This window comes from Actinocorallia sp. API 0066, from assembly GCF_020991275.1.
Classification (GTDB): Bacteria; Actinomycetota; Actinomycetes; order Streptosporangiales; family Streptosporangiaceae; genus Actinocorallia.
Genome location: NZ_JAJLQY010000004.1, coordinates 352,726 through 364,998, shown reverse-complemented (window position 1 = coordinate 364,998; position 12,273 = coordinate 352,726). Strand labels below are relative to the sequence as shown.

Annotated in this window: 10 protein-coding genes and 1 pseudogene; 6 read left to right on the top strand and 5 right to left on the bottom strand. The window is 69.1% G+C overall.

What is annotated here, in order from left to right:
- The first annotated feature begins 122 nt into the window (after positions 1-122).
- Both LO762_RS12620 and LO762_RS12615 read left to right on the top strand, forming a co-directional pair.
- Positions 123-485 carry a hypothetical protein gene (locus LO762_RS12620; RefSeq protein WP_230614798.1) on the top strand — a complete coding sequence of 121 codons (363 nt, stop codon included), beginning with the start codon at positions 123-125 and terminating at the stop codon, positions 483-485.
- Between the two features lie 384 nt (positions 486-869).
- Entirely contained in the window at positions 870-1,235 is a 366-nt protein-coding gene (locus tag LO762_RS12615; protein ID WP_230614797.1) for a hypothetical protein, read from the top strand.
- A gap of 120 nt (positions 1,236-1,355) precedes the next feature.
- On the opposite strand, the pseudogene LO762_RS12610 reads toward LO762_RS12615, so the two are convergent.
- Positions 1,356-1,631, bottom strand: a pseudogene (locus LO762_RS12610) (transposase family protein); the annotation flags it as partial.
- Positions 1,632-1,635: 4 nt separating this feature from the next.
- Between LO762_RS12610 and LO762_RS12605 the strand changes: the two are divergent.
- Together LO762_RS12605 and LO762_RS12600 are read left to right on the top strand one after the other, a co-directional pair.
- Positions 1,636-2,169, top strand: a complete 534-nt coding sequence (locus LO762_RS12605; protein WP_230614796.1) for a hypothetical protein — start codon at positions 1,636-1,638, stop codon at positions 2,167-2,169.
- 1,058 nt (positions 2,170-3,227) lie between these two features.
- On the top strand, positions 3,228-5,303 hold the full coding sequence (locus LO762_RS12600; RefSeq protein WP_230614795.1) for a hypothetical protein: 2,076 nt from the start codon (positions 3,228-3,230) through the stop codon (positions 5,301-5,303).
- Positions 5,304-5,329: 26 nt separating this feature from the next.
- Here LO762_RS12600 and LO762_RS12595 read toward each other — a convergent pair whose 3' ends face one another.
- The gene (locus LO762_RS12595; protein WP_230614794.1) at positions 5,330-5,875 is read right to left on the bottom strand and encodes a hypothetical protein; all 546 of its coding nucleotides are present in this window, start codon (positions 5,873-5,875) and stop codon (positions 5,330-5,332) included.
- 213 nt (positions 5,876-6,088) lie between these two features.
- Here LO762_RS12595 and LO762_RS12590 point away from each other — a divergent pair, with 213 nt between their 5' ends.
- Together LO762_RS12590 and LO762_RS12585 are read left to right on the top strand one after the other, a co-directional pair.
- Positions 6,089-7,174 carry an AI-2E family transporter gene (locus LO762_RS12590; protein ID WP_230614793.1) on the top strand — a complete coding sequence of 362 codons (1,086 nt, stop codon included), beginning with the start codon at positions 6,089-6,091 and terminating at the stop codon, positions 7,172-7,174.
- Positions 7,175-7,218: 44 nt separating this feature from the next.
- Positions 7,219-7,965 (top strand): maleylpyruvate isomerase family mycothiol-dependent enzyme, encoded by a 747-nt coding sequence (locus tag LO762_RS12585; RefSeq protein WP_230614792.1) that lies wholly within the window; start codon positions 7,219-7,221, stop codon positions 7,963-7,965.
- Here LO762_RS12585 and LO762_RS12580 read toward each other — a convergent pair.
- The 3 genes from LO762_RS12580 to LO762_RS12570 form a co-directional block, all read right to left on the bottom strand.
- Positions 7,962-9,281, bottom strand: coding sequence for a preprotein translocase subunit SecY (locus tag LO762_RS12580; RefSeq protein ID WP_230614791.1), 1,320 nt, complete (start codon positions 9,279-9,281; stop codon positions 7,962-7,964). The genes LO762_RS12585 and LO762_RS12580 overlap by 4 nt on opposite strands.
- 353 nt (positions 9,282-9,634) lie before the next feature.
- A complete protein-coding gene (locus LO762_RS12575) occupies positions 9,635-10,807 on the bottom strand; it encodes an isochorismate synthase (protein WP_230614790.1) in 1,173 nt (390 codons plus the stop codon).
- Positions 10,808-11,288: 481 nt separating this feature from the next.
- Complete coding sequence (locus LO762_RS12570; RefSeq protein WP_230614789.1) at positions 11,289-12,224, bottom strand: DUF4232 domain-containing protein; 936 nt, start codon at positions 12,222-12,224, stop codon at positions 11,289-11,291.
- Between the last annotated feature and the right edge of the window lie 49 nt (positions 12,225-12,273).

Below are 12,273 nucleotides of genomic sequence, written 5' to 3'. Positions count from 1 at the left end.
TCCTATGCTATCTATCGGAAGCGTGTAAGTACCGACGGAGTCACTCTGTTTGCAAATAAGACAACTGTGCTTCCTGATGGTTCGATAGCCCATACAAAGACAAAGTAGTTGGAGTTGGTCTCTTGGCCAAAGAGGATACGTTCAGGAGGTTCGTCGGCCTGGATGGGCGCTATGAGGAGCTCATGGCGGCGGCGCTCCGTGACCGAGTTGTTGATGGTCCGGAGCTTGTGCAGGTGGGCCGAGCAGATCTTATCCGGGTACTTGAAAAGTATCTGGATGGAGAGATCGGAGGTGAACAACTCGTGGACTGGGCCGAGCTCATTCATGGCTTGGATGAAGTCCAAGTCGAGAGTGGATCTGAAAGTGAAGATCTGATCCTCGAGTTCCTATTCGAAGCCTCCACTCCTGAGATATTTGAACCGATCTCCTGTGAGTTTGCGCTGAGATGGCTCGGCTTGCTGGGGGGAGGTCGGACTTCAATGTAAAGCTGCTTCGCAGCTGCCGAACGAATCGCCAGCAGCTATGCATGGCTGCGGAGATATTTCCTTCGGGGTCCGTGCTGGAGGCTGCTGCGAGGGGTAGATGGTCGCTCCTGTTGCCGTCGGCGTTGCCGTCACGGAGAGAGGGCGTTTGTAGGAACTCTCCAACTTGGCCTGATCTGCGTCGAAGGTTCCGTTTGTGTCGAGCTGTGTGGCGGCTGGGCCGGGTCGGCCCCGGAGGGGCCGGAGCCCGGCGCGGGCCGCGCGGGTAGTCGGCGGCCCGCGGAGCGGGTCGCCCTTGAAGACGTACGGGAAGTCCTCATTAGCCTGGCGGTTGGGCTCTGCGCTATAGCCTGGGGTCACTGACTTCAAGGCTGCGGAGGCGGGCCGGTGAGCGGTGGAGTCGGTGGGTGTCCGGGTGACGAGACGGCGGAGGTGGAGGGGTTGACGGTTCGTGGGATGAGAGATGAAGGTGGGGTCGCGGGGAGTGAGGTGCTCGCGGACTCACTCGCAGAGCTTGGTATTCCCCTTGAAGATGCGGGGGAAGCCATTGAGCTGCCGCTGAGCATCGCGCGGGACGCCTACATGCGGGTCCTGGGCTGGAAGAAATCGAAGATGATGATGAGTTCTACGACATCTACGATAAAATTGATCTCAGCCCACATCCGAATGGACCCACCTGGCCGATCACGAAAGAAGGATTCAGCGAGCGTTGGCCTCGTCTATGGGGCCGACACGGTGAACACGAATGGTTAATTCTGCCAAGTTCCAGCAACACTGGGCATCCAGAATTCCTCAACCTCGTTGTGCCTCATGAATAGTTCGATAAGCTCGCCTGGAGCGGGTTTTACTCCAAGGTTCAGCGAGCCTTTTCCATCATGTGTGAGCTGAGGCTTCTCGGTTCTGGAGGACGCTGATGGCCTTGGCGAGGTGGCCGGCGCGGAAGGGGTGGCAGCGGAGCTTGGTGAGGATTTTCCAGGACTTGAGCTGCGTGTCCGCGCGTTCGCCGGGTCCACGGAGCTTGGCGTGAGCATGGTTGGCCTGTTTCTGCGAAGCGGGCTTGTTCTTGTCCTTGTACGGGGTCGAGGTCGCTGGGTCGGCTCTGACGTAGCCCTTGTCGGTCAGGACGATCAGCCCGCACGCGGCGAGCGCCCTGATGGTGGGTTACGGGTTGGATAAAGACGATTTCCAGCTATATCTTCTGAAAACAATGGATCCCCCAACTCCCCTGCTCGATTCGTCCCTGGGCGTTCTGGGCTCTGATCGGGGAGGCATGAAGGTCAGTTATGGCTCGGTCTCCGAGTTGATGAAGCCTATCTCGGGTTCGCCCCATTCTCTCAAGGCGATGCTACGTGATTCACTTGTGAGTGAGGATGGTTCCGGGGGTAATATTGTTTCGGGATACAGGCTTTCCCTGTGGCCGGAGTTTGTTTTCTGGTTGGCAATTGACAGCTCCGGACTCTTCATTGAGAAGGCGGGATTTGGCAGGGCCTCTGGTGGTCCTCGGACTGGAGGGCCGATCGAGCCCTGGGGTTTCGTCATCGGTGACCTCGATAATGAGTTTAGTGGAGTGGAATTTATTGATGAATGGGGTCACTATTCAACCTGCCATGCTTGGCATGGAGAAAGTGGTAAGCGGCTGTTCTTGAGGTTTGCTTGGGGATTGCTTCAGGAGGTTGATGATCGGTAGGGTGGTCGCTGCTCAATGAGGTGATCTCAACGGCAATACCCACGCCTCCGGCGCCACGAACACCCACATCTGGAACCCCTCAGGCTCGAAGCGGATGGCGACGCAGTAGACCACGCCGCGGTTCTGAAGTTCACGCAGGGCGCGTTGGGCGGTCATTCGAGTATGAAGGAAGTGGTTGGATTACTTGCTGAGTCGTGGGCGTGTATGTTGCGGTATGAGTTCCCGGATGGCGAGTTCCGTCTTGTGGAGCGGCCAGGCGGGATTGACAGTTATGGTTCGGGTGTGACTTTCTTGTGGGTGCGGTAGTGAGAATGATAGGTGTGGGTGACCTCTATGAGGACTGCCAGTTCCATCCGGTGCTCTGTTTGCATGTTCATGATGATGGCTCGGTGAGTGGTGTTTCGCTCATTAACGGCAGTTGGCCGCGCAAGTCTTTAGCAGTGCGGTGTGCTAGTGGGGGGATAGAACTGCATTTTGAGGGGGTTTGGCTGGGGGATTTGGGGGTGTTGGTGGGGGTCGGGTGGAATGGGGGAAATGTGGCCTGGGGCTGGGGTGGGAAATGTTGGGGGTGGGGGTGTTTATGGGAATTAGGGGGAGGATGGTGGGGTTTGGGAAATGGGGAAAAGGGGGGGTGTGGTGCGGTGGGGTGGCTTATTGTTTGGGGGTGTCCGGGGAGCGGGCGTGGTTTGGGGGTCCGGTGAGAGGGCTTCTGGGGAAAGGGATGAAAGGGAGGAATCGTGGGTGGGATGAACGGGGGAGTTGGGATGAAGGGGGTTGGGGTTGTGGTGGGGGAGTACCTCGTCAGGGTGAAGGGGGAGGGGTCGAGGGTTGGGGTGTTGGGGGAGGGGGAGAGGTCGGGGCCCAGGGAGAGGGCGGTGGTGGAGGGGGTGGTGCCCAAGGGGGCGTTGTTGTTTTTGGGGAGGGATGCGGAGGCGGGGCAGGTGGTTCGGGGGTTGGAGGGAGGGCGGAGGGTGCAGGTGACGGGGGTGGCCGGGGTGGGGAAGAGCGCGTTGTTGCGGCGGGGGGCTGGGTTGTATCGGCGGAAGGATCTTGTGTTTTTGGAGGCGGGTGGGAAGGAGACGGGGGATCTGCTGCAGGACGTCTTTGAGGCGTGTTTTTACGCGGAGGGGTATCGGCCGGGGGAAGCGGAGCTGCGGAGGTTGCTGGCGGAGGCGCCGGTGCGGTTGGTGATCGATGATCTGGCGGCGGCGGCCGTCGATCGGGTGTTGGACGCGGTGCCTCGGGGTGGGGTGGTGTTCTCCGGGGCGTCGCGGGCTGATCACGGGGACGTGCAGGTGCTTGACCTTGGCGGGCTTGGGAGGGATCCGGCTATCGCGCTGCTGGCGGCGGTGTTGGGTGGGGAGCTCGGGGAGAGGAGTAGGGCGGAGGCGGTCTGGAACGCCACCGGAGGGGAGCCGCTGGGGCTGCTGAGGGCCGCGGCGGGGGCGATAGGAGGGGAGTTGCCGCCGCCCGGGAGGGTCGCCGACCTTGTGCCCACGCTCATCGCCACGTTGGACGAGGCGGCGTTGCGGGTGCTGGCCCTGCTGGGGCTGCCCGGCTGCGGGGCGGTCCGGCCGAGCCTGCTCGACGACCTGGTGCCGATGGGCGGGGCGGCGGCCGAGCGGCTCGCGCGGATGGGGCTCGCGGTGGAGACGGTCGACGGGCACCGGATCGCCGCCGGGCCCGTCACCGCGCCGAACCCCGCGGCCGCCGAGATCCGGGCGACGGCGCGGGTCCTGCGGGCCTGGGCGTTGGCGCCGGACCGCACACCCGAGGAGATCGCCGCGCACGCCGACCTCCTCGCCGCCGTCACCGCGGCGGCCTCGCGGACCGGGGACGCCGAGTCCGGCGGGCTGCTGGCGCGGGCGGCCTCCCCGGGGGCCGCGACGTCGTTGAGGCTCGGGGCCTGGGGCAGGATCCTGGAGCAGGGCAAGGCGGCCGCCGAACGGGCCGGAGATAGGCGCACCCTCGCCTATCTGCTGCACGAGGACGGGGTGAGGCTGCTGCTCGCCGGACGGCGCGCGGCGTCGGCCTCGGCGCTCGCGGCGGCGGCCGTGCTGTGGCGGGAGCTCGGCGATCCGGCCGGGGCGGTCCGCACCGAGGAGGCGCGCGAGGTGCTGCGGCACGGCGCGTCCGTCGCCGACCTCCAGCCCGTCGGGCGGCCCGAGCCGGTACCCGAGCCGCGCGCGGAGCGGAGCGCGCCGGAGCCGCATACGCCCGCGCACGCCGCACCCCGCAGCGGCGGAGGCAGCCGGGCGAAGCACGCCGTCCCCTCGACGGGCAGGGGGTTCAGGTTCGTGGTCGGCGGCGGCCTGGCGCTGGCCGCCGTCGCGGGCGGCTACGCGGCGGTCGCCGTCGCCGCGTCCGACACCGTCGCGGTGAAGCTCGCGGTGCGGACGGCGGTGCTGAGCGCGGAGCTGCCCGGCGACGCCACCTGTGACGCGGCGGCGGGCGGCACCGACTGCACCTCGGTGATCCGGGCCGAGAAGGGCGAGCCGCGCCTCGTCGTCGTGCGGCCCGCGCTGCCGTCCGGCGTCGTAGACCTGCGCTACTGGGGCTGCGACGAGGGCCCGGAGTCCCGCACCTGCACCGTGACGGCCGAGGCCGAGCGCACGGTCTGCGCCACGACCGTGAGCCCCCGCGACGCCGACGCCCGCGCCGAGTGCGCCGCGCTCACCGAGGAGGCCGCGACGGGCAGGCCCGCGTCCGGCGTTGTGTCGCTCGCCGCGCCCACCCAGTGGAAGGTGTCGGTCGAGGGCGCGCCGGTGGCCTGCGCGCACGGCACCGACGAGATCGGCTCGGCCTTCGACCCGATCACCGGCAAGCGCCGCTGCGGCGAGTTCCGCCTGACCGTCGGCAGACGGGTGACGCTCACCGCCGTCATCGGCGGCCAGGTCCCGGCCAAGGGCAGGTTCGTCGATCCGGCGACGGTCGACCGCACCCCCGTCTGGTACGGCTGCGACGAGGGCCCCGAAGCGGCCGCCTGCACCCTCACCATGACCCGCGACCTCATCGAGACGGCCCGCGAGGGCGGCCCCGCCGCCGTCGCCTGCGTCGCCACCCGCAGCGCCTTCGACTTCGGCGCCCGCACCATCTGCGCCGACCTCACCGGCGCCCCCCACCCCGCCGAATGACCCGCCGGGATCCCGCCCCGCGCGGGTCAGATGGGGGTGTCGGGGATGACGCGGAGGGGGCCCGTGGGTTGGGCGGGCCAGAGCTGGACGAGGTAGTGCTCGACGCCGTGGAGTTCGCGGAGGGCTGCCTGGAAGGAGGCGCTGAAGCCGTCGCGGAAGCGGTCGAGGAGTTCGTCGTAGAGGCGGGCGATCTCGGCGCGGTGCCGGGCGCGGACGGCCATGTGGTAGCGGCCGACGCCGCCCGCGAGGCGCACGCCGTGCAGGACGGGCTCGCCGGTGGCGCCCGCGACGGCGACGGCGCCGCGCAGGTACAGCTCGCTGAACGCCTCCTGCTCCCACGGGCCCTGCCCGGACGGCGGAGGCATCCCGTCCCACTCTTCGAGCAGCAGGGTGATCTCCACGTCGTCCTGGAGGCTGCCGATCCACATCTGGTCGTAGCCGACGCTCAGGAGGTGGTTGCCGGGCGGTGGCGGCGCCTGGATCCCGGTGGGGTCGGCGCCGAGGTCGTGGACGCGGAACATGCCCTTGTCGGGGTGCAGTCGCACACCCACCTGCAGCAGTCGGCGACTCACTGGATGCTCCCTCCCGGCCCTTGACGACGCGGGGACATATCCTCCCGTACCGTCTGGCGCTCCCGGCAGCCGGGGGCACGACCCGACGGACGCCACTCTAGGCAACCCGGGCCCAGCGCGCGGTGCGAAGTCGCATACCGGGCATCCCGCCGCACGGTGTCGGAGCCGGACGCCCACCTGGCCTCGGGTTATGTTGGCCTGATGGGAGGGCGGATGCCTGTGTGGCTGCCGCGGGCCTACGGACTGGCGGCGCTGACGGCGCTGGCTTTCCTCGCGGTGCTGTGGATGCTGGAGCGGCTCCAGGGGCTCCTGTTGCTGGTGCTCGTCGCGCTGTTCCTGTCGTTCGCGATCGAGCCCGCGGTGAACCGGCTGGCGGCGCTGAACTGGCCGCGTGGGCTGTCCACCGGGCTGATCTTCCTGCTGATCCTTGTGGCGTTCGCCGCTTTTGTCGCGCTGCTGGGCAACCTGCTCGTCGAACAGGTCCAGAACATCGTCGGGGACTTCCCGGACCGGGTGGACGCGGTGATCGGCTGGGTGAACCAGACCTTCCACCTGGACGTCTCGGCCGCCGACATGACGGCACAGCTCACCCGGACGCGGACAGTCATCGAGTCCTATTTCACCTCGGTAGCGGGCAATGTGTGGGGTATCGGGACGGGCGCGATCTCCGTCCTCTTTCAGACGCTCGCTGTCGCGCTGTTCACCTTCTACCTGTGCGCTGACGGGCCGCGCTTCCGCCGTACCGTCTGCGCGGTCCTGCCGCCGTCCAGGCAGCGCGAGGTGCTGCGCGCGTGGGAGATCGCGATCGAGAAGACGGGCGGCTACCTGTATTCGCGGCTCGTCCTGGCGATCTTCTCGGCGGTGGCGCACTTCGCGGCGCTGCGGCTGCTGGGCGTGCCGAACGCGGTGACGCTGGCGATCTTCGTCGGCCTCGTGTCGCAGTTCATCCCGACGGTCGGCACCTACATCGCCGGGGCGGTGCCCGTGCTGGTGGCGTTCGCGCAGAGCCCGTCGACGGCCCTGTGGGTGCTGCTGTTCATCGTCGCCTACCAGCAGTTCGAGAACTACGTGCTCCAGCCGAAGGTGACGGCCCGCAGCATGGACATGCATCCGGCCGTCGCCTTCGGCATGGTGATCGCGGGCGCCGCCCTGCTCGGTCCCGCCGGCGCCGTCCTCGCGCTACCCGCGGGCGCGACGATCCAGGCATTCCTGACAGTCTACGTACGACGGTACAAAGTGGAGGAGCATCCGCTGACGGACCTCGGCTCACATGACGGTGGTGTTAAGGACACGGGATGAGCACTGCCCTACCCGTGAACGTCTCACGGAGTTAGGGTGCGGCCATGAGGGATCACGCCGCTTACTGCACCCTGTTGGAGTCAGAGGTCGACCGGTTGGCCGAGGCGCTCGCCACGGCGGATCCGCAGGCGCTGGTGCCGGGCTGCGAGGACTGGACGGCACTCGACCTGGCCCAGCACATCGGACTCATCCACCGCTGGACGATCCGGATCGTCGAGACCGCGGCGACCGACCGCGTCCCCTTCCGGGACGTGCCCGTCGAGTTCCCGGCGGAGTGGGCGGACTACCCCGCCTGGGTCGCCGAGGGCGGGCTCCGCCTCGTGGCGGCGCTGCGGGACGTCGACGGCGACGCGCCCGTGTGGACGTGGGGGCCGGACCACCGGATGCTGTTCTGGTCGCGCAGGCAGTTCCACGAGACGCTCGTGCACCGGGCGGACGCCGAGGGGGCGGGAGGCAAGTCACCGTACTTCGATCCGGGGGACGCCGCCGACGCCATCGACGAGTTCCTCACCAACATCCCGTACGGCCGCAACAGCGGCCCGCTCATCGCCGCGCTCACCGCGGGAACGCTCCATCTGCACGCGACGGACGCGGAGGGCGAGTGGACGGTCACGTTCGGCGGTCCGGGCGGGTACGCCTGGGAGCGCGGCCACGTCAAGGGCGACGCCGCCGTGCGAGGCCCGCTGAGCGACCTGCTCCTGTACACGTTCGGCCGTCAGGACGACGCCACCCTTGAGGTGTTCGGCGATCGTACGATCCTGGACGCCTGGCTACGAGCGTCCCGCTTCTAGCCGTCGCCCGTCGTTCTCGGGCTGGGCGGGAGGAAGGGCGCGAACAGGCGGATCTGGCGCTCGATGCCCGCCTGGCCGAGGACACGGGAGACGGTCGTCAGCGCGGAGCTGACGAGGACGAGGACGGCCGTCCCGGTGACGGGGGCCGTCGCGCCGGCTCCGGCGAGGGCGAGCGCCGCGTACGGCAGCACCGCGACGGCCCCGAGGGTCAGCGGTGTGAGGGCGCCGACGCGGGTGCGCACGTAGTCGAGGTACTCGGCGGTGGGGCGGCCCGGCCGGATGGCGGGGACGAACGCGCCCTCGCGCTGGAGCCGCCGGGTGAGGGCGTGGTGGTCGGTGACGGTCGGCGCGCGCAGGAACGTGAGGAGGGCGACGAGGACGAACAGGGCTGCCAGGAACCAGAGGCTGGCCTGCCTGGGCAGCGTCCAGACGCCGTCGGGGAGGCCGCCGCCGGGCCACAGCCGGGCGGTGACAGCGGGTACGTGCAGGAGGGCCGCGACGGTGAGCATGGGGAAGAGCCCGGCGTCGTCGACGCGGATCGGGATGTAGGTGGGGGTCCCGCCGTGCGTGCGCCGTCCGATCATGCGCCTCGCGTACTGGACGGGCACCCGCCGCTCCGCCCGGCCGAGCACCGTCACCGCGACGACGACGAGCGCCGCCGAGACGAGGACGGCCAGGGACGCGGCGACGAACACGCCGTCCCCGTCGGTCGCCCTGACGTCGAGGAGCAGGCCGGGGAAGACGGCGGCGAGCTGCACGAAGAACAGCACGGTGAGCCCGTCACCGAAGCCGCGCACCGAGATCAGCCTGATCAGCCACGTGGTGGCGGCGGTGCCCGCGGTCATACAGGCCGCGATGAGCAGGATGTCGGGAACGCCGGTGCCGGTCAGGACCTCGCCGCCGGGGAAGTGGCCTTGCGCGGCGGCGAACGCGACGCCGGTGCCCGCGAGCGCGCCCAGCACAAGGGTGAGGATGCGGATGTAGCGCTCGATCCGGGCGATTCCGGGACGTCCGGCGGTGGCGAGCGCCCGCATGCGCGGCACGGTCAGCACGAGGAGCTGGACGATGAAGGTCGCCGCGGCGAAGGGCAGCACACCGAGCCCGAACACCGAGAGCCGTAGGAGTCCGCCGCCGCTGAACAGCTCGGCGAGCCCGTAGAAGGGGTCGGTACGGACGGCGGCGTCGGCGGCCGCGCTGAGCGCCGCGACATCGACACCGGGGCTCGGCAGCGCCTGCCCCACCCGGTAGAGGACGATGGCGAGAACCGTGACCGCTGCTTTTGTCCACCATCGGGACGCTTCTGTAATCCCGTGCACGGATACAAAAATACAACTATGTTTATATATAGTCGAGCGCGACCCGTCTCCTGGGACGCCCGTCACGCCCGACCGGTTCGGGGACCGGACCCGGATCCGCGGCGGAGGAGGAGCCCTGCGGATCCGGGCCGTTCCTGTGCCCTGAGGCCGGGCGCTTCCCCGCCCCGCCGTGAGCAGCCGCCCCCTGGCTGTGTTGGACTGGCCCGGAGGCGACGGCCTCCGCGTGCCGCGCAAGGTGCACGAACCCGGGGTGCTCGGTGGGCGCGTAGGACCAGCTCCAGCCGTGTCGCGCGGGTGTCCGGCGTCCGGCACCGGTGACGACGGCGGATGAGGCTTTGGCCTCGTTGGGTCGGCTACAGGTTGTGGTCGATGCCGAGTACTTGTAGCAGGGTGCGGAACTTGGTGGTGGTGGCGGTGAGTTCGCTTTCGGGGGTGGAGTCGGGGGTGATGCCTGCGCCGGTGAATAGGCGGATCTCCCAGGGGGAGACCTCGGCGCAGCGGAGGGTGACCGCCCATTCGCCGTCGCCCGAGGCGTCGCACCAACCGACGGTGCCGCTGTGGAAGCCGCGGTCGAACCCTTCGATCTCGCTGATGGCGCGGCGGGCCTGCGCGGTCGGGGTGCCGCAGACCGTGGGGGCGGGGTGCAGCGCGAACGCCAACTCCAGGGACGACGTCTCCGGCGACGCCAGCCGTCCGGTGATCTCGGTGCCGAGATGCCACATCGTCGCCGTCTTCACCAGCGACGGCCGCTCGGGCACGGTCAGCTCGGCGCAGAACGGGCGCAGCGCCTCCGCGACCGCCGCGACGACGACCTCGTGCTCGCGCAGGTCCTTCGCCGAGCCGAGCAGGGCGCGTCCGGCGGCCTCGTCGAGCCCGGGGTCGCGCAGGCGCGGCGAGGAGCCCGCCAGCGGGGAGGACGACACGGTCGGGCCGGTGCGGCGGACCATCAGCTCCGGGCTCGCGCCGAGCAGGACCCGGCCGCCGAGCAGGTCAACGGCGAAGACGTACGCCTGCGGGTCGTTGTGCGCGAGCCGGCGCAGCAGGGCCGCGGTGTCCGCGCCGCGCACCTCCTGGAGCCGCAGGGACCGCGCAAGGACGATCTTCTCCAGCGGCCCGGAGGCGATCCGCTCCAGCGCCGTCGCGACGCCGCGCAGGTAGTCCCCCGGTGACGGCACCTGCCCGACCGAGCCGTAGGAGACCACAACCGTGTCCGGTTCCGGCCGTGCCGCTCCCGGCCCCGCCCAGTGCACCGTCCGCGGGACGGTCAGCCGGGCCGGCGTCCGCTCGTGGAAGGGGACCGCGCCGACAACGATCGGCTTCGGATGCCCGGCGGCGGCCGCCTCGTCCAGCGTCGCGCGCACCCGCGTCAGCGTCGTCGCCGGGTCGTGCGCGTTGCAGCTCGGCACGGTGGCCAGCACGTCGCGGGTGAGCAGCGTGTGCCGGGGCGACCTGAAGAAGAACGACCCGTGCGGACGGTACTCGGCGAGCAGATCGAGCCCGGGGCTTGACTGCGTCGTGATGCTCATAGGGGTCTTCCGTTCCCGTCGGGCGCGCGGCGTGGACGTGTCCGTGACACGGGGCGGACGGTGTCGCACCGGCTCCCGTGTCGCCCGTTCGTCGTCGCCGCCCCACTGACGAGCGCCACCATGACCGCCGTCCTCCTCGACCAGGGCCTTCCCAACTAAGGTTAGGCTTGCCTATCTTCGGCCGCGCCAATGGTGATCGTCAAGTCGGGAGTCGAAGCAAAGCTCGGGATCTTCGGTAACGACCTCCCAGGTTCATTAGGCGAGCCTTACCTAAATCTACTTCCACGAGGAAGATCTCACTGGCCGTACCGTCGCGCCGCGCGGCCGGGGCGTTGGCTTACGCGAAGATCGCCGGGCCCGTTAAGGAACGGCCGCTTCCGTCCGATTCCTCCGGCGGGCGAAGGGCGGCGTCGCCGGGGTGCGGAGCCATCGGGGGCTGTGCGTGTGTGGTGCTGCTGCGAGGGTTATGCGTTCGGGTGGTTCAGTGGGCGAAGGCTTCGATGCAGGTGCCTTCGCCGTTCGGGCCGCTTACCTGGAGGTCGACGGCGGTCTCCGTGACGGAGCCGGTGACGCAGATGCCGTCGTCGGGGCGGTAGTCGATGACCGCGCCGGGTGGCGGGGGCGCGTCCGTGGCGGCGGAGGCTCTTAGTGGGCTCACGAACAGGCGGTCGGGTTCGGCGCCTGCGGCGAGGAGGGCCTTGTGGACGCTGTTCGGGGTGATATCGCCGTTTTTGTGTAGCTTGTCCAGGACGGGGCGGAAGCGGGTGGCGGCGGCCTCGCCTACGGCCTGTTGGGCCGGGGTCAGGTCGCGGCGCTGCTTCCATCCGTTGTTCTCGGCGTGGTGTGGGGCGCCGTCGCCGGTCTGCGGGACATGGGTGAGCGTCCATGGGCTCACCCCGACCTTGCGGGTGGTTCCGAGGTCGATGTTCAGGCCGTCCACGCGTCGCGGTTCGAGCTTCGGCGCGGGGGTGACCACCACGCGGTCGGCGCGGAGGCTCTCGCCGCCCTCGACCAGGTTCCGCCACAGGATGCTCGCGCTCGCCGTCGAGCGGCGGGCTACGGTGACCGGCTTCGGCGGCACGTCGAACGCCTCGACGGTGGCGACGCCGTTCGAGCCGTGCCCGACGTCCACCTTGAGTTCCGCGCCCTGCGCGTCGAGGAGGGTGAGCTCGGGATAGCCGTTGAGCGTGATCGGCTCGGTGCCGCAGTTGTGCAGGTCGATCTGCACGACCCGCAACCCCATCGCCGCGTTGGCACCGCCTTCGCGCAGCTGGAACCCCGACGGCGGACAGGGCGGCGGTGTCTCCGTCGCCGGGCTCGCCGTGGGCCGAACGGGCGCCCCCGCCGTCAGTTCACCGCACCCGGCCGTCAGCGCGACAACGGACACACCCACCACAAACGCCCGAGTAAATCCCATCAAAGCCCCCATCCCCCGGGTCGGACGAGGCTACCTCACCCCCCGAACG